The organism is Oceanobacillus aidingensis, from assembly GCF_042654105.1.
GTDB classification, from domain to species: Bacteria; Bacillota; Bacilli; order Bacillales; family Amphibacillaceae; genus Oceanobacillus; species Oceanobacillus oncorhynchi.
In genome coordinates, this window is record NZ_JBHSFT010000049.1 from 87481 (window position 1) to 109318 (window position 21838).

The 21838-nt window shown below is 36.1% G+C and carries 19 protein-coding genes; 15 read left to right on the plus strand and 4 right to left on the minus strand.

What is annotated here, in order from left to right:
- Window positions 1-129: 129 nt before the first annotated feature.
- On the minus strand, window positions 130-1242 hold the full coding sequence (locus tag ACFO3P_RS19880; protein WP_042533589.1) for a citrate synthase/methylcitrate synthase: 1113 nt from the start codon (window positions 1240-1242) through the stop codon (window positions 130-132).
- A 113-nt stretch (window positions 1243-1355) separates the two neighbouring features.
- Here ACFO3P_RS19880 and ACFO3P_RS19885 point away from each other — a divergent pair, with 113 nt between their 5' ends.
- The 13 genes from ACFO3P_RS19885 (at window position 1356) to ACFO3P_RS19945 (ending at window position 16631) form a co-directional block, all read left to right on the plus strand.
- Window positions 1356-2237 (plus strand): LysR family transcriptional regulator, encoded by an 882-nt coding sequence (locus ACFO3P_RS19885; RefSeq protein WP_193064100.1) that lies wholly within the window; start codon window positions 1356-1358, stop codon window positions 2235-2237.
- A 510-nt stretch (window positions 2238-2747) separates the two neighbouring features.
- A complete protein-coding gene (locus tag ACFO3P_RS19890; protein WP_042533591.1) occupies window positions 2748-3497 on the plus strand; it encodes an IclR family transcriptional regulator in 750 nt (249 codons plus the stop codon).
- A gap of 408 nt (window positions 3498-3905) precedes the next feature.
- Window positions 3906-5195: an aspartate aminotransferase family protein gene (locus ACFO3P_RS19895; RefSeq protein WP_193064099.1), complete on the plus strand. Its 1290-nt coding sequence runs from the start codon at window positions 3906-3908 to the stop codon at window positions 5193-5195.
- 202 nt (window positions 5196-5397) lie between these two features.
- Window positions 5398-6495: a Gfo/Idh/MocA family protein gene (locus tag ACFO3P_RS19900; RefSeq protein ID WP_193064098.1), complete on the plus strand. Its 1098-nt coding sequence runs from the start codon at window positions 5398-5400 to the stop codon at window positions 6493-6495.
- Between the two features lie 34 nt (window positions 6496-6529).
- Window positions 6530-7282 carry an SDR family NAD(P)-dependent oxidoreductase gene (locus tag ACFO3P_RS19905; protein ID WP_193064097.1) on the plus strand — a complete coding sequence of 251 codons (753 nt, stop codon included), beginning with the start codon at window positions 6530-6532 and terminating at the stop codon, window positions 7280-7282.
- A 41-nt stretch (window positions 7283-7323) separates the two neighbouring features.
- A complete protein-coding gene (locus ACFO3P_RS19910) occupies window positions 7324-8205 on the plus strand; it encodes an SMP-30/gluconolactonase/LRE family protein (RefSeq protein ID WP_193064096.1) in 882 nt (293 codons plus the stop codon).
- 12 nt (window positions 8206-8217) lie between these two features.
- Complete coding sequence (locus tag ACFO3P_RS19915; RefSeq protein ID WP_193064095.1) at window positions 8218-9933, plus strand: IlvD/Edd family dehydratase; 1716 nt, start codon at window positions 8218-8220, stop codon at window positions 9931-9933.
- Window positions 9934-9991: 58 nt separating this feature from the next.
- Window positions 9992-10837 carry an amidohydrolase family protein gene (locus tag ACFO3P_RS19920; RefSeq protein ID WP_193064094.1) on the plus strand — a complete coding sequence of 282 codons (846 nt, stop codon included), beginning with the start codon at window positions 9992-9994 and terminating at the stop codon, window positions 10835-10837.
- A gap of 33 nt (window positions 10838-10870) precedes the next feature.
- A complete protein-coding gene (locus tag ACFO3P_RS19925) occupies window positions 10871-11761 on the plus strand; it encodes a fumarylacetoacetate hydrolase family protein (RefSeq protein ID WP_319022557.1) in 891 nt (296 codons plus the stop codon).
- 203 nt (window positions 11762-11964) lie between these two features.
- Window positions 11965-13554, plus strand: a complete 1590-nt coding sequence (locus ACFO3P_RS19930) for a solute:sodium symporter family transporter (RefSeq protein ID WP_193064093.1) — start codon at window positions 11965-11967, stop codon at window positions 13552-13554.
- Window positions 13555-14343: 789 nt separating this feature from the next.
- Window positions 14344-14688 carry a hypothetical protein gene (locus tag ACFO3P_RS19935; RefSeq protein WP_193064092.1) on the plus strand — a complete coding sequence of 115 codons (345 nt, stop codon included), beginning with the start codon at window positions 14344-14346 and terminating at the stop codon, window positions 14686-14688.
- A gap of 18 nt (window positions 14689-14706) precedes the next feature.
- Window positions 14707-15168 (plus strand): GNAT family N-acetyltransferase, encoded by a 462-nt coding sequence (locus ACFO3P_RS19940; protein ID WP_193064158.1) that lies wholly within the window; start codon window positions 14707-14709, stop codon window positions 15166-15168.
- A gap of 824 nt (window positions 15169-15992) precedes the next feature.
- Window positions 15993-16631 (plus strand): sugar O-acetyltransferase, encoded by a 639-nt coding sequence (locus ACFO3P_RS19945; protein WP_289584628.1) that lies wholly within the window; start codon window positions 15993-15995, stop codon window positions 16629-16631.
- A gap of 294 nt (window positions 16632-16925) precedes the next feature.
- On the opposite strand, the gene ACFO3P_RS19950 is transcribed toward ACFO3P_RS19945, so the two are convergent.
- The gene (locus ACFO3P_RS19950; protein ID WP_256706143.1) at window positions 16926-18293 is read right to left on the minus strand and encodes an MFS transporter; all 1368 of its coding nucleotides are present in this window, start codon (window positions 18291-18293) and stop codon (window positions 16926-16928) included.
- A 59-nt stretch (window positions 18294-18352) separates the two neighbouring features.
- Between ACFO3P_RS19950 and ACFO3P_RS19955 the strand changes: the two genes are divergently transcribed.
- Window positions 18353-18715 (plus strand): ArsR/SmtB family transcription factor, encoded by a 363-nt coding sequence (locus ACFO3P_RS19955; protein ID WP_139089108.1) that lies wholly within the window; start codon window positions 18353-18355, stop codon window positions 18713-18715.
- A gap of 186 nt (window positions 18716-18901) precedes the next feature.
- On the opposite strand, the gene ACFO3P_RS19960 is transcribed toward ACFO3P_RS19955, so the two are convergent.
- Together ACFO3P_RS19960 and ACFO3P_RS19965 are read right to left on the minus strand one after the other, a co-directional pair.
- The gene (locus tag ACFO3P_RS19960; RefSeq protein WP_289584627.1) at window positions 18902-20083 is read right to left on the minus strand and encodes an ABC transporter permease; all 1182 of its coding nucleotides are present in this window, start codon (window positions 20081-20083) and stop codon (window positions 18902-18904) included.
- The gene (locus ACFO3P_RS19965; RefSeq protein WP_042533605.1) at window positions 20061-20783 is read right to left on the minus strand and encodes an ABC transporter ATP-binding protein; all 723 of its coding nucleotides are present in this window, start codon (window positions 20781-20783) and stop codon (window positions 20061-20063) included. Before ACFO3P_RS19965 ends, ACFO3P_RS19960 begins: the two co-directional genes overlap by 23 nt.
- 365 nt (window positions 20784-21148) lie before the next feature.
- Here ACFO3P_RS19965 and ACFO3P_RS19970 point away from each other — a divergent pair, with 365 nt between their 5' ends.
- Complete coding sequence (locus ACFO3P_RS19970) at window positions 21149-21808, plus strand: reverse transcriptase-like protein (RefSeq protein ID WP_042533606.1); 660 nt, start codon at window positions 21149-21151, stop codon at window positions 21806-21808.
- Window positions 21809-21838: the final 30 nt, after the last annotated feature.

Sequence of the window (21838 nt, forward strand, 5' to 3'; positions counted from 1 at the left end):
CGAAACTTCCTTCAGCAGGGGATGAAAGAACCCCGCTGAAGGAAGTTTCACTTTATAATGTTTACGAACATTTAAGAGTTTATCGATTAATATTTTAGTGCAGTATTTGCCCAAGAGGTTAGTCTTCTCTTAGCCTCTTTGAGTATTTTCATTAATCATATTCTCCAATCCAGTATACTCAGAAAGAGGACGGAATATCCGATTGTTTTCTGCTTGCTCCAGAACATGAGCACTCCATCCGGCTGTCCTGCTTGCAGTAAATGTTGGTGTATACAGCATTTCCGGCAGATCTATAGCTTTGAAAACAGCTGCTGCATAAAACTCAACATTGGTATAAAGTCTTCGTCCAGGTTTATATTCTTTAAGCAAGCGAATTGCGGTATTTTCCACATACCTTGCAAGGGCAAACCAATCATCATTAGCCGATAAACTTTCAATGACATCGCTTAATGCCTCAGCCCGGGGATCATTTGTTTTATAAACACGATGTCCGAATCCCATCAGTTTTTCATTGTTATTTAGTTTTTTTCTCAACCAATCTTCGGTATTTTCCATTGTACCTATCTCGTTTAACATTGACATGACACCGGTTGGTGCACCTCCATGTAATGGCCCTTTCATAGCACCAATTGCTCCACAAACGGCAGAAAACAAATCAGATTCAGTAGATGCAATTACCCTGGACGTGAACGTTGCGGCATTCATACCATGTTCTGCCGTAAGAATAAAATAAGCATTTAAAACTTTGATATGTGCGTCTTTCGGTATTTTACCAGTAAGCATATACAAGTAATTGGACACATGATCTAATTGATGATTAGGCGCAATAAATTCTAAATGGTGTAAAGATCGATAACGATAAGCAAGTATAGTTGGTATGATAGCTGTGATACGGGTTGCTTCTTCTAATGTTGGCGGCCATTCTGGATTCGCTTTCAAAGAAGATATACTTGTTCTTAAAACAGCCATCATTTCCATATCTTCTGGTAATTCATCAATAATACGAATGATGTACTCCGGTAAATTTCTTGCTTCATGAAGCTGCTTTTTCAATTTTTTTAATTCATTTTGTGCCGGCAGTTCCCCATACCAGAGTAAATAGATAACTTCTTCAAACGTATACTTACGAGCTAATTCATCTGCATGGTATCCACGAAAAATCAAGCGGCCATTTTCACCATCTACAGAACTCAAATTGGTTTGTACTGCTGTAATACCTTCAAGACCAGGTCGAAAATTCATTATAATTCCTCCATTTTTACTATTTGTGTCTATTATAAATGAGATATATAATAATGAATATTAGTTATTTATTAACTAAATGATTAAAAATCATAATCAATCAGGGGGAAGAGATGAATATAAATTGGTTACGGACCTTTATTATGGCTGCAGAAAGTGAAAATTTTAGAAAAACGGCAGAAAAGCTATATATGGCACAGCCAACGGTAACGGCACATATTAAACAGCTTGAAAGAGATATTGGCACACAATTTTTTAGCCGGTCTGGACGTAATATCATTCTTACGGAAGCTGGACGCCGATTTTTGCCGCATGCCCGGTTAATATTATCCAGCTATGACCGTGGAACTCATGATTTACTGGCTTGGGAACAAGGGTATAAAAGAAAGTTAACCATCGCTATTTCTCCATTATTAGCTGCCTCCATTCTTCCATATATTATTAGACAATTTATGGAGCGGCACATGGATGTAGAAGTGATTGTGCAGATAAAAGAATCAATGGAAATAAGCGAAATGATTGAAAAAGGAGAAGCAGATCTCGGATTATTGCAGATGAAACCCGTACAAGGATCATTGCAAGTGGAGAAAATAAAAGAAGATGATGTGATTTGCGTATGCTCCCATGATGGCGGTGATTTAGAAAGCAGCCCGCCAATTGATATTCATGATCTATTTGAAAATCAGACATTATTCACCTATAATCATCCAGAATACTGGGATGATCTATTAAATGCGATCCATGTAAAGTATCACAAGGTACGTACTATGGTTGTTACACAGGTCCACATTACGAAAAAATTTATCGAGGAAGGGCTAGGTTTCTCTTTTCTTCCTAAAATCGCTTTGAATCGGGAACTAATAGAAGGGAGATTACTGGAAGTAAGAACACCGGAGTTAAAGCTTCCAAAGGCATCTACTTATATCGTTACTCGTGCGGATACAGAAGAAAACAGGTTGTTCCAAGATTTTCTTGGAGGATATTTCTCGTATTAATATATTTAGATTGGTAAGGGATAAATATTTGAAAGAATGCTTTCTATATTTAACTGCAAGCCCCTTTTAAACAGCTTGCGATTGGCAATATTTTTATACATTTAAGTAAATCTTAGTACTATAATTGTTTCAATATTTTTGCGCCTGGTAATTAAGGGGTTTATTGAGTGAAATTTCAGAGTAATTAATTACATATATATCTTTTACATTGGGTTTTAGAGAAAATGAAATGATATTTTATTTTCCATAACAAAATTAAGCTTACTCTCTATCGAAATCAGAATAAAAGTTTAATTAATCCGAATAAAGGTCTTAAAAATCTTTAAAGAGTAATCATAAATAGTTGACGCAAACATGATATCTTGACAAAAGAAAAAACATATTCTTATAATGGTACTATATTACGAACGCGAGTTTATATACTGAACTAATTCATTGGTCAAAGAGTTATATTTTAAACAAATCATATATAGTCCTTTGTAAACAGATAACGTAATTGGGGGGAGCTAATTGGAAAAATATCACGTACCAGCTTTGGAAAGAACAATTAAAATACTAAAACTTATTAGTGAGTCGAAAGATACATATACGGGAACAGAAATTTGTAAAATGCTTGATTTACCAAAAGCTACGGTTTTTGCAATTATGAAGACGCTTGAGTACCATAATATGGTTCAAAAAGATCTCAATGGTCGTTTTCAAATTGGTCCCAAAATGTTTCAAATTGGAATGACGTATGTATCTGATAGTAATATGATAGAATTGGCAAAACCATATATGAAACGTTTGATGGGAGAATCGGGTTTTACTGTACATTTAGGCATCCTTCATGAAAATCAAATCATGTATATAGCAAAAGAAGAACCGGATAGTTTCATAAAATTCTCCACGTATCCCGGCCTGAAGACGGAAATTCATTTAACGGGATTAGGAAAAGCAATAGCAGCTTACTTGAGTGAATCGGAGCTTGACCAAATAGTGACATTTGAAAATTTGGATAAGGCAACACCGAATACAATTACTGATATGACGACTTTCAAGGAATCTCTTCGTGCTGTCCGCCAGAACGGTTATGCTATTGAAGATGAGGAAGGCGAGATTGGTGTTAGATGCATTGCTGCTCCGATAATTAATGCTCGCCATACTACTCCAACTGCAATTAGTGTAACAGGCCATACCTCTCAATTACCTAAAGATCGATTTTCAAAAATTGGAGAACTAGTTCGTGAAACAGCACAAGACATCGCAAAAAGTATATAATAGGTGATTTCGTATACCTGTTTCTTTATGATTTATATGACATTAAAAGAAAATGGTATGTGATATAAAGGAGAGTCCGAACCGATTGAAATTCTAACATTCATTTGAATTTCAATCGGTTCGGACTTTTTCATGTATTTTTCAACGGTTAACAGATAAAACAGAAAATTAACTATTGACAAAACTAATATTAGCACATTATACTTGTTCAACAAGGAGAACTAAGTTCAGTATTATGTATTTCGTTTGCTTTATTCGTTAGGAAATGTCTCATGTGTATTTATTTTGTAGACTATTTTAAATTGTAAAGGGGAGGATCATTTTAAAAACAATTAGAAAGCGCTTTCGTTTGGTGATGTCGTTTCGCTCTACATTTTGCATGATTAAAAATAGGGAGGTTTTTTAGAAATGTTAAATACGAAAAGTAAAGAATTATATGAAGAGGCAATAAAATATACCCCTGGTGGCGTACACACTTCTATAAGGAATGTGGATCCCCATTTAATTTTTACTAAATCAGAAGGCGCTTACATTTATGATGCGGATGGAAACAAATATGTTGATTATCAATCCGCATTCGGACCATATATATTAGGTCATAATTATAAAGCAGTAAATGATCAAGTAATTGAAGCTCTTTCAACAACAGACTTATATGGAGTAGGTACCACTGATTTAGAGATTAAATGTGCAGATAAAATAACAAAGAACGTTCCTTCGGCGGATCAGGTATTGTTTTGCAATTCGGGTTCAGAAGCTACGTATCATGCGATAAGACTTTCAAGGGCTATAACAAATAGAACTAAATTAATTAAATTTCAGGGGTGTTATCATGGATGGCATGATTATGTAGCGAGAAATATGTTAAGTGCTCCTGATATGATAGGCAAGCGTGACCCAGGTTCTGCTGGAATGATGGATGAAGCAATTGATAATACACTGATTTGTACATTCAATGATTTAGACGATGTTGCAGCTACTTTTCATAAAAACAAGAATGAAGTTGCGGCAATCATTGTAGAACCAATTCCACATAATATAGGCTGTGTGATGCCAGAAGATGGATTTTTGCAGGGGTTGCGTGATTTGTGTGATGAAAATAATGCGGTATTGATTTTTGATGAGGTGATTACAGGATTTCGCCATGGCTTAGGCGGTTTTCAAAAGGTTGCTGATGTAACGCCTGATTTGACAACAATGGGGAAAGCAATGGCGAATGGTTTCCCGATGGCCGCAGTCGCCGGCAAGAAAGAATATATGGAGCGGTACAATACCAATCCTGGTGGAGACGTTTGGTTTGCTGGTACATACAATGGGCATGCTGTTGGTACTTCAGCAACGATTGCTACCATGGAAATTATGGAAACAGAACCGGTTCATCAACATATTTTTGAACTTGGGGATAGAATGAGAAATGGCATTCGCGAAATACATGAAAGACTCGGCATGAAAGCATATGTAGCTGGATTTGGATCTGTTTGGACAACATATTTTATGGATTTTGAACCGAAAAATTATACAGATTTAATGAAGAACGATGCGGAAATGTATGTCAGTTATCGAAAGAAACTGATTGAGCGAGGCTTTTTCAAAATGCCGATGAATATTAAACGGAATCATATTAGTTATAGCCACACGAAAGAAGATATTGATAACACATTACAAGCAATAGAGGATGTTTTAAAAGAGCTCATTTAGTATCTTTTTCATTCATTCAAAAGTTTTAAAGTGGCTTCGTAGAGTGGGATCATTTAATATATGAATAATAACCATCCTCAAATGCTAAAAAATGGGTTTGAGGATGGTAGCCAAATATCATGAATAAAAAAGTTAAACAAAAGATGTTACATTAGCTCGTTTAATTTGTAAATTTCATAAATTTATTTAGGAGAGATCTTATATGAATAAACTGAAGATTGGAATAGTTGGTACAACACGAGGAGCTGATTTTTATGAAGATTTTAACTTATTTAATGATGTAGAAGTGAAAGCCATTATGGATACGAATGAAGAAGCTCTGATGAAGTTTTCAGAAAAGTATGGTGTGAAAAGAACCTTTTCTAACTATGAGGAATTCCTTAACGATGGTATTGATGTCGTTGTGTTAACATCTCCTATTCATATGCACGCGCGTCAAGCAATTTCAGCTTTGAATAAGGATATCCATGTACTGTCAGAAGTAACCGCGGCAACAACTTTGGAAGAATGTAAATTATTATTGGATGCAGTCAAACGAAGTAAGGCGAAATACATGATGGCGGAAAATTATTGTTATATACGAGAAAATGTTGCTATACAAAATATGGTTAAGAAAGGTTTATTTGGCGAGATTTATTATTCGGAGGGAGCGTATATACATAATGTGAAACATTTACAATACGATGAAAATGGTGATCCAACGTGGCGGAAAACAGACACCATGGGAAAACGCGGTTGTAATTATGGGACACATAGTCTTGGGCCTATATTAAATTGGTTTAACGAAAGCGTTCAATATGTAAATTGTTTAGGTTCCGGATCACATACATCTCCAGATAATGAAATTGATGACACAACGATTATGTTATGCAGAACAGAAAGTGATGCGCTGATAAAAATACGATTAGATTTAACTTCTAATCGACCACATATTATGCGGTATTATTCCTTACAAGGAACCAAGGGTTGTTATGAAGCACCAAGCGTTCCTGGAGAGAAGCATCGCGTATGGTTAAAAGATTATAATCCATCTAGTGAAGAATGGATGGATCTTGAAGCATTTTATCCTGAATTTTTACCAGAAGATTATTTGAAAATGCCGGTTGAACCAAAAAACGCTAACCATTGGGGAGCAGACTATTATATGATTAAAGATTTCCTAGATTGCATTATGCATGACAAGCCTCTGAATATTGATATCTATAAGGCTTTACAACTGACATTGCCTGGAATTTTATCTGAGGAGTCAATCACTTCAGATGGAAAACAAGTCACAATGCCAGATATAAGTAAATGGTAAATGTTTCAATCTTGAAAAGAGAGAGGGTGTTCATGTGCAAAAAAGAGTGTTAGTTACTGGAGGAGCTAAGGGCATAGGAAAGGGGATTGTTCAAAAGTATCTAAAAAACAATTGTCGTGTTGCCATATTGGATAACGATGAAGAGCACTTATCCATTTTAGCTGCGGAGTGTCGTACCTATCATAATCGAATTCTGCCCATTGTCTGTGACTTGCAAAATGTTGAAGATATAGAAGAAAAAGCGGAGAAGGCTTATGCCTATTGGGAAGGGATAGATATTTTAGTTAATAATGCTGGTTTAGCTGTTAGGGAACCTGTTATTGAAATTCCAATAGAAAATTGGGATCAGATCATGCAAGTGAATCTTAGGGCAAATTTTATTCTCAGCCAATGGATAGCAAAGCGAATGATACAAGATCAAATTCCTGGCTGCATTGTAAATATCTCATCTAAAAATGGCTTGGCTGGCAGTTCGTACTTAGCCCATTACAATGCTTCAAAAGGGGGAATTAATTTATTGACACAATCGTTAGCTGTAGAGTTGGCACCGTACAATATTAGAGTAAATGCAGTAGCACCCGGCTTTATTGATACACCATTGGATAAAAAATTAAAAAAAGGAGATGAGACATTGAATTTAACGGAGAAAACACCTATGAAAAGATTAGGAACAGTGGAAGAAGTAGCGGATGGGGTCTACTTTTTATCTTCTGACCAAGCAACTTATATTACGGGTACTGTTTTAGTCATTGACGGTGGTCATTTAGCCAATGCGAGCGAATTGTAAGACGAGTGTTTTTAAATTAGTAGTGTGGTGAGGTGGGATAGTTGGATAAAACTTGGGAACTAGTCCAAGATGAAAAGGCGCATTTAGGAGAAAGTCCTTCCTGGGATAGCGAAGGCCAGGTACTCTATTGGATCGACAGTGCTCGAGGGAATTTATATATATATGATCCTAAAAATGAACGAAATCGAAAAATGGAAATAGGCGAGCATATTGGAAGTGTTGCTCCTAAGAATGAACAGGAAGTGATTATGGCCACAGAAAGCGGCATTTATTTATTCCATCTTGAAACGGAAAAAAAGACATTTATCACGAATCCCAATAAGCATTCTGAAAATATATTTAATGATGGCAAATGTGATCCATTCGGACGTTTTTGGGTAGGAACTGTTAATGGAGTAGATGCTGAAAAGTTTACTGGGGAATTATTTTGTCTCCAACTAGATTATTCGATAGCAACGAAGATTCAATCTGTTGGATGTTCCAATGGCATAACCTGGTCTCCGGATTATCAAACCATGTATTATATTGATACGTTAGCATATAAGATAGTAGCTTTCGATTATGACTTGAATACAGGTGATATTAACAATAAGAGAACTGTTGTGATTATACCAGAGAAATTTAAATTGCCTGATGGCATGTCAGGTGACATGGAAGGGAATCTATGGGTGGCACATTGGGATGCAGGGGTCATTTGTTGCTGGGATCCTAATAATAGAAATTTATTAGAAACAATCAAACTGCCAGTGCCTCGTGTTACTTCTTGTGTCTTTGGTGGAGAGAAACGGAATGAATTATACGTTACGAGTGCTCGTACAGGATTAACAGAAAAGGAGTTAGCATTTCATCCTTATTCTGGGGGATTATTCCGTATCAACATGGATGTACAAGGGTTACCAACATTTTCATTTAACAATCGATAGGAGGTACTGTCTTTGAGTAACGAAACGAGAAAAAGTGAGACATATTTTGCTGATCAAACCCTGTGGGGATTTGTACATCGTTCTTTTACAAAATCAATTGGTTATACGGAAGATGATATAAAGAAGCCAATCATTGGTATATGCAATACGTTTAGTGAATTAAACAAGTGTCATTCGCATTTTAACGAACTCGTTGAACATGTAAAGAGAGGAGTCTGGCAAGCGGGTGGAACACCAATGGAATTTCCGACGATCTCTCTTGGGGAGCCATATATTAAACCAACATCTATGCTGTTACGAAATTTAATGGCCATGGATACAGAGGAAATGATGAAAGCCCATCCTATTGATGGAGTTGTTTTATTGGGAGGCTGTGATAAAACGGTCCCCGCTCAATTAATGGCCGCTGCCAGTGCGAATATACCATCCATCATCCTAACGGGAGGGCCGATGTTGAATGGCAGGCTGGGCGGGGAAAGCCTCGGTGCTTGTACAGATTGTTATCGTTTTACCTTAGAACATAAAGCAGGAAATTTGGATGGTGCTCAACTTGCAGAAGCAGAAAATGCTATTTGCCGGAGTGACGGACATTGTATGGTAATGGGGACAGCTAGTACGATGGCATCGATTGCAGAAGGATTAGGAATGGCTCTACCTGGGTGTGCAGCAATACCTGCTGTCGATTCAAGAAGGCGTCATATGTCACAGATGACAGGGAATCGAATTGTTCAATTAGTAAAAGAAAATTTAAAGCCTAAAGATATTATGACAAGAGAAGCTATCGAAAATGCGATCACCGTAACGATGGCGAGTGGTGGCTCAACAAATAGTATTATTCATATGGTTGCTATTGCCCAACGTCTCGGTATGAAACTTCCGTTAGAGACGTTCGATGAGATAAGCAAAAGAACGCCATTTTTATTGAATTTGCGGCCATCTGGACAATACCAAATGGAAGAGTACTTTGAAGCTGGTGGTGTACCTTCTCTAATGAAAGAGTTGGAACCTCTTTTACATAGAGAATGTATGACGGTAACAGGTAGAACAGTGGAAGAGAATTTGATGGATGTCCATGTCTTGGATAGAAAAGTTATCTTTCCGTTGACTGAGCCAATTGAATCAGACGGGGGCATTGCTGTTTTAAAAGGAAACCTTTCCCCTGGTGGTTCACTTATTAAGAAAACAGCTGTATCCAAGAAATTCTTTCAACATAAAGGAAAAGCAGTAGTATTTGATTCTTTGGAAGATATGAAGAAGCGGATTGATGACCCAAATCTCGATGTCGAGGAGAATAGTGTATTAGTTTTGAAAAATCTCGGGCCAAAAGGTGCTCCAGGTATGCCGGAAGAAGGGCAAATACCTATTCCACAGAAACTATTAGAAAAAGGTGTGCGTGATATGGTGCGTATATCTGATGGAAGAATAAGCGGAACTTCTTATGGAACGTTGGTAGTTCATATATCTCCAGAATCTGCTGTCGGAGGACCGTTCGGATTAATTGAAAATGGAGATGAAATTAAATTGGATATCCATGATCGGCGTCTTCAATTACTTGTTGATGAAGAAGAATTAGAGAAGAGGAAGTCAAAATGGGTACAGCCAGAGCCATTTTATGATCGTGGCTATGGGTTGTTATTTGAAAATACAGTTTTACAAGCGGAGTTAGGATGCGATTTTGATTTTTTACTTCCTAAGGAATTGAGGGATGAATTAAAAAGCAACAGTTAAATAGAAGGTTTATCAACAAATAGGAAGAATCAGAATAAACGAGGAGGGGTTGCTTGCCATGATATTTGATAGTCACACCCATTTATTTGGACCTGGTCATGTAACGGGGGCGATGAGAGAAGCCTGTCAAAGAGCCTGGGGAGAAAAACATGAATTAATTGCATTACCGGAAGACCATCAAGAAAGTATAAAAGATGTAGATGGAGCGATCGTTTTAGCGTTTGATGCACCGGCAACCGGCACGAGGGTTCCGAATGAATATGTTTCTGAATATGTTTCCAAACATGCGGATAGATTATTTGGCTTTGCGAGTGTAGATCCGAACAATGATTTAGCGCCTAGTATATTAGAAGATGCAGTTAAGAATTTACATTTAAGCGGATTAAAATTGGGGCCGATGTATCAAAATTTCTATCCGGATGACAAGAAACATTTTGCCTTATATGCAAAAGCGAATGAATTAGATATTCCCATACTATTTCATCAAGGGACATCTTTTGTTCCAGAAGGTTTTTTAGATGCATCAAGACCAGCCGCTTTAGATCCCATTGCAAGGGCTTTCCCAGATTTAAAAATAATTATTGCTCATATGGGGCATCCCTGGGTTGGTGAATGCATTTCAGTAGTTCGTAAAAATCCGAATATGTATATGGATTTATCCGCTTTAGGGGGAAGACCATGGCAATATTACAATGCAATGGTATTAGCTATGGAATATGGTGTAACACATAAAATCTTTTTGGGTTCAGATTTCCCGTTCTTTACCATAACACAAACCATAGATACATTGTGGGAAATTAACGATGTTGTAGAAGGAACCAAGATGCCAAAGATTCCCGATCATATTATAGAGGATATTATACACCGGAATGTACCTGGAATTTTAAAATTGCGTAAAGGATAGTCGACATTATGAAATTGGATAGAGAGGAGAATAATGATGAAATTTTTAACTATTCAGAAGGAAGATAAAGAGGTTTTAGGAATTCAAACGGATAAAGGTATTATCGATTTCGATGAATTGCTCCAAAATCATAGGAATGCCACTATTCCAACGGATGTGATGGAAGTTATCCATGGAGGAAAAGATGCGGTGAAAGAAATAGCGAGTTATATAGAACAAGTAGAAACGGAATCGATTCGTTATTTGAAAGAGGGAGATATTCATTGGGGACCAGCTATTACCTCACCAAGTAAAATTATTTGCGTTGGGTTAAACTATCGAAAACATGCAGACGAAACGGGTTCACCCTATCCCGAAACACCGATTCTTTTTAACAAATTTAATAATACATTAACAGGACATAAACAAGCTATTAAAATTCCGAAAACCACAAAAAAGCTAGATTACGAGGTAGAACTAGGAATGGTCATTGGAAAAACAGCAAAAAATATTCCTGTAAACGAAGCACTAAATCATGTATTTGGCTATGTTACAGGAAATGATTTATCCGCTCGCGATTTACAATTTGTTTCTAGTCAATGGTTGCTTGGCAAGAGCTGTGATGATTTCAGTCCAGTCGGTCCCTATTTAGTAACTAGTGACGAAGTGGAGGATCCAAATAATTTGCAACTTAAAACGATTGTAAATGGGGAGGAAAAACAAAACTCAAATACTTCCGATATGATTTTTCATTGTGATGAGATTATTAGTTATATCTCTAAGTATATGACATTAACACCAGGCGATCTTATTTTAACCGGCACACCAGAGGGAGTGATTATGGGGGAATCAGAAGATAAACAAGTATTTTTAAAACCTGGGGATGAAGTAACTGTGGAAATAGAAAAACTAGGAAGTTTAACAAATAAATTTGTATACGAATGATTTTGAAAGCGCCTCAATTTCATCAATTTCCAATTGATTTGAGTTTCATATTAGCAAGGTAAGAGAGGTATAAAAATTCAAGAAACTGCTTCACATGGGAAAAGTAGGCGAGGAGGAATGAGCGGTTAATTCTCTACAAAAATCAATGAACGACATTAGAAAATAATTATTTTGTTAAAAACTATTATCATAGGAGGCCTTCAATGTCATTCATAACAATTATATCGTTTTTGTTTTTTATGGGATTGGTTGCTTTGATTTCTTATTTTTATACGCGAGGTGAAAACCTCCAAACTACAGAAGGCTATTATTTAGCAGGTAGAGGGCTTTCTGCATGGGTGATTGCTGGGTCGCTATTGTTAACAAACCTTTCTACAGAACAGCTTATTGGTTTAAGTGCGGAGGGGTATCAGTTTAGCTTATCTTCCATGGCATTTGAAGTAATAGCTGCCATTGCTCTTATTATTGTAGCGATATTTTTTCTTCCTCGGTATTTAAAAGGGAATATTATAACGATTCCTGATTTTCTGGCTGATCGTTATGATGAACAAACGAAACAAATTGTTACCATTCTTTTTTTACTTGGGTATATCACGAATTTAATGCCTCCCGTTCTATATACAGGTGCTATTGCATTTAACGGTATTTTTAATATTGACGAAATTCTGGGCGTCAGTAGATTAACCGCATTTTGGATCATTTCTGTCACTGTTGGAGGAATCGGTGCCATTTACGCTATTTTCGGTGGACTAAAAGCTGTTGCTATCAGTGATACGGTAAATGCAGTTGGTTTGTTCATTGGAGGCCTATTAATACCAATATTAGGTCTAGCCGTTTTGGGAGATGGTTCCATATTTGAAGGGATAACCACGATTGTTAATGATACACCTGAAAAATTAAATGCTATCGGCTCATCCGCAGAACCGGTCCCTTTTAGTACTTTATTTACCGGGTTGCTTTTAATCGGACTATTCTATTGGGGGACCAACCAACTTGTTATGCAACGTGCACTTGCAGCCAAAAGCTTAAAGGAAGGGCAAAAAGGGTTATTAATTGCGGCGGCATTTAAGTTATTCACGCCGATAATCATTATCTTGCCTGGAATTATTGCTTTTAATATATTCGGTCCTGAATTAGTACCTGAAGATGCGTATCCTAGACTTGTGGAACATGTGTTACCGAGCCCGTTACTTGGATTTTTTGCTGCTGTTTTAGCAGGAGCAGTGTTATCAACATTTAATTCAGCACTCAATTCATCGGTGACTCTATTTATGATAAATGTTTATAAGCCTTATATTAATCCAAATGCAACACAAGAGACTCTTGTACGAAAAGGAAAGTATATTGGTACTGGCATTGCCCTTTTTGCTATTATTGTAGCGCCGTTAATTGCACTGGTTCCGGAAGGATTTTTTGTTTATTTACAAACGGTCAATGGGTTATACAATGTGCCAATCTTAACAATTATAATTGTAGGATATCTGACAAAACGTGTACCTACCATAGCGGCGAAAATATCTTTAGCAGTATTTATCTTCGCTTATGCTTTAACACAATTGGTCTGGGATTTTGGATTAAATTACATTCATATCTTAGGAATATTATTTGTTATTTGTGTAGGATTGATGTTGATTATCGGAAAAATCAAACCGAGGGAAACAGAATTTGTTCTGAAAGAGAATAATTCCGTTGATGTTACAAATTGGAAATATTTATATCCGTTCTCTTTGGCGATAATCGCATCGATTCTTCTGATGTATATCTTTTTCTCTAAACTGGGTATTGCTGGGTAGATAAAGTGTGAATATTGTATCTTTTTAGAGAATCGAAGTAATGAGTAAAGTAGCACGACATACAAAAAATAATATGATGTTTATATAAAAGATGAGTTCGTAATTGAACTTACTATTGTTTTAACACATAAACATTTCAGGGTAGAAAATCATTTATATTCTTAGTAAATTTTAAGCAATGCTTAAGTTGGCAATCAAGCAAATATTAAATATAAAAATAATCACTACTTTGTAAAAAACAAGTAGTGATTATTTTTATTTATAAAGCTGTTGAGGATTTATTAATCAGATACTTCAAATTATTATTGTGGCATGTTAATAATCTTCACAGAAGCGACAAATTCTTTCTGTAATTTTGTTCTAAGCTTCTAACAAGGAATGGATTACTAAACTAACTTCAAAAATCCAAATAAGTCAAAATATATGTGAATTGAGAATAGATAAGGTAAACTAATCTTATTAAATAGAGCGGAGAAAGATATAATAAAAAAAGGAAGTTTTACAGCATTTATTTTTGTTCTGTTTTTATTTTTAATTGCTTGCAATAATGAAGAAACCAAAACAGAGAATCAAGAAAATGATCAGGAAAAGACTGCGGATGAGAAAGAGATATTAAGTGAGGAAGTGGAAGCCTCTTCTAATGTAGAAGACCCCGAATAAGAAAAGTTATTTGATGCTATAAGACACAATATTTTAGCTAAAAATCAAGAGGATGAAGATAAGTTTTTGTCTTATTTCCATAGTGAATCGCCAATAATGCAAGATGTCGAGGGAGAACTCACAAGCATCATGGATATAGGTGGGGAAACATGGATTACAGATATCGTTTTGGAGGAAAAAGAAGAAGATAACGCAATTATCTATACGTCACAAGAAACATATTTTGAAGATGAGTCCATACATAACTATCAACAAACGATACTGTATTCACTCCAAAAAGAGGATAGACATTGGAAAATCTATTCGATGGCTAGTACCGAAATCAGTTATATTGATGAATATGGAAATTTCCTGGAAGATATCTCTGGTTCTAGTGAGGGCGTCACATCCATTGATGAATTAGAAGGAGACTATGCAGCCCTTTTGAAAGAGATAGACTTGAGTTCGATAAACGAAGAGCTGACAGTGGATTAAGTGAACAGAATATTAACGATGGAGGTAATCGTCGGCCTTGGAAACTACTATTCAACAATGGAAGATTTAGACGGCGTATCGAATTTATTTAATTTATATCGTGTGTTTTACGAACAAACATCAGACATAGAAGGTGCGAAAGCGTACATAAAGCAGCGTTTAGAACACAAGGGTTCTGTGATATTTATGGTGAGAGATCATCAAATGTATGTCGGATTTACCCAGCTTTATCCGACATTCTCATCCATATCTATGAAAAAAGCATGGATACTAAATGATTTGTATGTAGATGCAGAAGCAAGGAATCAGGGAATAGGAGAAAAGCTTTTAAATAAAGCAAAGGATCTTGCTATGGAAACAGATGCGAAAAGCATTGTTTTGGAAACAGCACCGGATAATACTGCTTCTCAGGGATTACATGAAAAGAATGGATATATCCGGGATTCACAATTTTATCATTATGAATTAAATTTAAGTTAATCGCTGTTTGGATGCGTATTTGATTAAAGGGAGGACTCTATATCTTAGTAAATATAATTGGAATAAGCTCATTCATTATTATCTTAGGCATGGCTATTACACATACTTCTTTCAGTAAGGTTGTAGTTGTATTATTCTTTAGTTCTTTAGCTCTGTTTATCGCGAGGCTAACGATGGAAAAGGAAAGCCTGCTGCATGCTTTTATGGATTCGTTTGGCTTATTTTCTTTGATTGCTTTTATCGTGATTGTTATCAATTACTTTCGAAATCGTTCTGTTCATAATGAAACTTAATGAATCATATAATTAAAGGGAATAAAATCATATTAATTACAATCCGGCTAATAAATAAGCTCTCTAAAAAGGGCTTATTTATGCTTTGCTGGGAGTTTTAGAAGTATCCTATAGAGCATTAGCATTTAAACAACTACTAGTTTACTAAAGTGATATACAGCAAGTGAATCAGCGTGAGAAATAAGCAATGGAATTATGTTATAATAAGTGCGAATATTGCATAAGAATGAACTTAAATAATAAGATGGCAAAATGAAATGCCACCCTACCAAAACTGGGCAAGTCATTGAAGTAGGCTTCAAATCTTTTTAAGACTGTTTATTCTTAAATGTGGGAAAAGCAATCGAATTTTGGTCATTTACAATACCTTGGTAGTACCAATGGGCAGACAATCGTGACTTTTAGTATGAATAGCACTTGTTATGTTTGGCTTGTCTGTTTGTAGAATGAACTTTTGAAACAAAATTACAGGAAAAAGCGATTGGAACAAACTTGTTGATCCTGCGCTAGATTCCACTTAGGAGAATAAAAATGAGAGAAGAAGGAAAAATCTTTAAAGGTACCCTTTTTTCACCTGGAGAACCGGATTTAAAAAAAATAAAGCTGAGAACTCATAACCTATGCTCCGAATATAACCGCACGTTCGAAGATGAAACGGAAAAGAGACAAGCACTCATTTCAAATATTTTCCATGAAATTGGAGAGAGCAGCCGTCTGCAAGGTCCTATTTATATTCACTACGGAAAACATACAAAGATTGGTAATCATTTTTTTGCAAATTTTAATTTAACCATTCAAGATGATGCAGAGGTGGTTATTGGCAATCATTGTGATTTTGGTCCAAATGTGACGATCGTTACGCCTGTACATCCAATGCTTCCAGATGAACGCCGCGCCATTATGGATAAAGACGGTGTGCCTAAGCATATGTGTTATGCGAAACCGGTTAAAATTGGTAATGATTGCTGGCTTGGAGCAAATGTGGTTGTTTGTCCGGGAGTAACAACCGGGGATAATTGCGTAATTGGGGCAGGAAGTGTTGTTGTGAAGAACATTCCAAGCAATACCTTTGCGGCTGGCAACCCATGCAGAGTGATTAGAGAAATTACGGAACTGGACAGCATGAAACATAAGCCGGAAATTTTGGACGATAATAGAATTATAGAATAAAAATATTTCGGACTATGAAAGGCCTTACAGATTCCCGTTTAATACTGCGGGGCAAACGTAATTGGCGTAGTGGTTGTAATCAAGTTTTAAGAAAATATTCTACTCACTAAAGTAATTAATGGGCTATATTTTGAGTGAGAATAGAATCGTATTCGTACAATTTGACTTGAGTTGAGGGCTGTTACATAATCAGGTAATTGATTATGTAACAGCCCTTCTTTTATCAAAATAAAAAAGGAATCTATTTGAAAAACACCTGCATATCTTGAAAGCTTATATTTCCAGGTGGCGGCTTTATTCATGCATTCCGGATTTTTGATTGTTCAGTTTGTATGCAAATGCTAAGTATAGAAAAGCAAAGAATGAGATAAATATAATCACTACTAGAAAGTAAAGAATGGTCGTTGTATTTGCCAGTATATCCAATATAATTGAAACACTTATTACACCAAAAATACTGCCAATTTGACGTGCAAGGTTTACTAATGAAGAAATTTCATTATGATATTTTTCTCCCGTTGATAAAAAAGCTGCATTCATTAATACGGGAGCTATAGCTCCAGAAAAACCGAAAAGAATAAAACTAATTAAAATAAAAACAGAGTATGCTGCTATTGTGAAGTAGGTAAACAAAAATATACTGCCTGCAATAATAGCCAATAAGCATAGCTGCTGAGTCCATTTTTGTCCTAATTTATTGACCAGAACAGGTGACAAAAATGAGGATATTAGCATACCGGAAACCGTTAAGGGCAAAAATTTCACACCCGTCTCAAGCGAAGACAAAAATAAATGTTCCTGAAAATGAATAGAAAGGAAATACATCACTCCATAGATTGAAAAATTATAAGTAAATCCATTTATTAAGCTGGCAACATTCTGTTTTGTGAATAGTTGCCGCTCTATTACTTGTGTCTGATTATTTCTAAACTTGATACTATATGCATATCCAAAAATTAGTAAAGTGATTCCTCCTAAAGTAAATAACAGCGGTAACTGATAGATTACTTTATATTCCTGTATCATAAATACGAAAATTAAGATAAACAATGCAACCAGCACCTGTTCCTTGAAAAACATCGGAATTTTTTCTTTTTCTGTATCCTTGATTGCAGCAAGTCCAGTCCAGATGACAATTAAAGAAAAAGGAATATTGATAAGAAAGGTGCTTTGCCAACCCCACAATTCATTTAAAAAACCACCAACCATCGGCGAAAAGGCAAATGCGATGCCTGATGTTCCGGACCATATACCAAAGGCAGTCGCTCTTTTTTTTGGCTCTGTTACTGTCGATGATAAGAGCTTTGTTGCAATAGGTGCAAACATAGCTGCACCAACTCCTTGAATAATCCTAGAGATTACCAATTGTTCATAAGTGTTAGAGAAACCACAGAATAGCGAACCAACCATAAAGATTGAAATCCCCGTGATAAAGGCATTTCTTGCACCTATTCGTTTACTGAACCTGGCAAAAAATAGGATGAACGAAGCAAATACCAATACATAGCTATTTACGACCCAAGAGGTTTGTAAATTGCTTAAATATAATTGTTCTCTCAAAGGTGGAATAATTATATTTACGATATTTGTATCTAGAATAATTAAGAAAGATCCGATGCAAATACTGATTAAGCTTATTGTTTCTCGACGTGTGTATTTCATAAAAATCACCTTATTTCAATTTTTTTTGAACTGTAACTATTATTTCAAAAAAAATTGAAATGTCAAGAGGGAAATGTTATAATAAAATTATGAAAAATACTCATGTTACTGATATTTTTAAGGTACTTCAGGATCCAATTAGAATTCGAATTATTGAGATGTTGCGATTTGATCAAGGAAGGAGGGAGTTTTTTCCGGATTCATCTGAAGCAGAAGGTGGCTTTTGTCCAATGGATATCCTGACGATTTTGCAGGAAGAAGGGATCCATATTTCTAATACCAAATTGTCTTACCATCTCAAGGAAATGAAAAATACTCATGTTATTTACTTAGTCAAGGAGGGGAAACGTAATTTTTATCTGTTTAATAAAGATAGACTGGAAATGATTCAATCCTGGATAAATTTTATATTAAAAGGATAACCACGCATCAATTATTAAAATTAAAAATGTTAAACATTTTATTTTTAACAGGGATAATGAGTGGGTTCTTTAAGGCTAAATGAATAAAGAAAACTCTTTCCCATGAAAGCGGAGAAAGAGTTTTCGATTGATAATAGTTATAACAAATCCGTATTCTTTTTAACCTGCAGCAATCACATTAAATTCTCACACCTTCCGATACCGCCGCATACCCAAAATATTCAACGTTACAAAAACAACAATAAATAAAAACAAAATAGAGAGGGGAGCCAGAATCTCTCCAAATGTAAATCCTTTTAAAACAACATCGATCATCGCATTTCCTGCATAGTACAAAGGCATAATCGGCGCAATCCATTGCAGCCACGATTCCATGTTATCTACATTCAGCATTCCAGAGAAGAATATCTGTGGAATAATGACGAGCGGGATAAATTGAATCATCTGGAATTCACTGCTGACGAATGTAGATAACAGAAGACCAAGCCCAAGGGCAACGAAGCTTAATAAAATATTAATGATAAACATGTTGCTGATGGAACCGGCGATTTCCATATCTAAAATATATACTGAATATAGGATGATAATCGCTGTCTGCAGAATAGCAAAAATCCCATAGCCGAATAAATAACCAAATACGATCTCAGATTTTCTGATTGGCGTGGATAATAATTTCTCCAATGTGCCGCTGCTTCTTTCTTTTAACATCGACATACCGGCGATTAAGAAGACAAAAAAGAATACAAAGAAGCTGACTAAAATGGGATTTAAAATTTCAAAAAAGGTATTGCTTTCATCGCCATAGATATATTCTACAGTAATCGGGTCTTCATCCATATCGATTTCAGAATCGATGTCTGTATCGATATTCGTGTCCATATTTATATCCATGTTCTCTGCGATTTCTGGAGGTAGCTGCTCCATCATTTCTTCTACGCCTGCTGACATATCTTTCATATTACTTATCATCTCATCGATATTATCCGAAAGGTCATTTAAATTTGTTTCCATTACAGCCTGTGAGCTTCCCTGAATAGCAGGACCCTCATCCATCGGGTTATCATTCAGAATGGTCAATGTCCAATTCCCATCCTTTTCCTCTAAAACACCGCTGGCATTTCCTTCTTCCAGATAAGATTGTATATCCATCTCGTTTTCCTGTTTTACGATGATATCATTATCTTCTAAAATATCGATTACCTCATCATTGACATTAACTGCAGCGATGGTTACCTCGTCATCCGGATCTGGAAAAATATAATTCAATAGCGTAATGACAAAAATAGGAGCCAGAAATAATAATGCAAGAGTACGTTTATCACGTAGAACCTGTTTGCAAATTCGTTTAATCAGCTGAAGCATTCGCATATTCGATTTCCTCCAATTTTAAAAAGACTTGGTCAATATCGCTGACGCCAAAGTTCTCTAATATTTCCTGCGGCGTACCGCTTGCTGCAATTCCTTTATTTTTCATTAATAACAGCTGGTCACATTTCATGGCTTCATCCATAATGTGGGTCGTAATTAACAGCGTACTTTCCTTTTTCAAATCATGCAGTTGATCCCAGATATTTAATTTAAGCACGGGATCAATCCCGACCGTAGGCTCATCTAAAATCAAATACTCAGGCTGATTAATTAAAGCAATCGCAAGTGATAAGCGGCGTTTCATTCCGCCAGAGTAGTGGGCTACCAATTTATTTTTATCCTGTTCAAGCTGGACGAGATTCAGCGTGGACTGAACTGCCTTATTGGATATTTTCCTCCCGTACATATGAGCAAAAAATTGAATGTTTTCCAAACCGGTTAAATCATGGTATAGCGAATCACTTTGCGCCATATAGCCGATTTTGTTTAAAAGTTTACGGTTGGGAACCGCTGTATCATCGATTTGGATAGAACCAGTATCGTATTTTTCCATTCCCATCAAGCATTTAATCAATGTCGTTTTCCCTGTACCTGAAGGACCAATCAATCCGGTGATTTGATTGGCGCTAATATCTATGGAGACATCTTGCAGAATCGTTTGTTTTCCAAAGCTCTTGGACATATTGGATAATTGCATCATAAAACACAACACCTTTCATATAAAAGTGAGTACTCACTCATTATAATATCAGAGTAAGGCTATGATGACAAGAATCTTTTTGGAGAAACTGCTTGGGTTTACGATAAAAAATGATTGCAACAAATACAAAGTTTATCGGATCGCTATTCTGTCGCTTCTCTGAAAGTGGCAATGGCTGGTTTGCTTATAATCCATTTTTTGTGTATCTTTTTTATTGAAAGGGCTGATAGGATAAACATAAGCTACTGTTGGTGTTTCATTCCTTATCGCTTTTCTGACAGATGTATAAATAGAGGGTTATGGAAATACTATCGGAGAAAGAGAGCAGTTTTTCGTTTCCCGATATATAGACCGGAGGCAAAATGATGAAAGTACGAATCGAATATACCTATCAGACACCCAAAGGGGTTACTGCAGCTTTTACTTCTGAGGACATGGAGGCATCAAAAGCGTTATTCATCGTTGAAGATATAAGGAAAATGGGACGTATGAAAAATGTCGTATTCGTCGATTCTCATGAGCATACATGGAGTTTAAAAGAATTACGTAAGCAGATGGAAGAAATTCAAACAGAACCGCATGATATAACTGTTTATTTTGATGGGGGATTTGACCTCGAAACAAGCCATTCCGGTTTGGGCTGTGCCATCTATTATCAACAGAATAATACCTTTTACCGTTTACGAAAAAATGCAATGGTGGAAGAACTTTGTTCGAATAATGAAGCAGAATATGCTGCATTGCACTTGGCACTGGTGGAATTGGAGAGACTGGATGTCCATCATCTGCCTGTCTCTTTCTATGGCGACTCCCAGGTTGTTGTGAATCAATTAATGGGAGAGTGGCCTTGTTATGAGGAAGAATTAACAAAATGGGCAGATCGAATTGAAAATAAAATGAATCAATTGGGAGTTATCCCGGAGTATAAGCACATTTCACGTAAAAAGAATCGGGAAGCGGATCGATTGGCTGGTCAGGCATTGAAAGGGATGGAAATAACAAGCAAAAAAGAACTAGCGGAGTGAGGCAGGGAAGGGATTCTCTGCTTCTTTTGC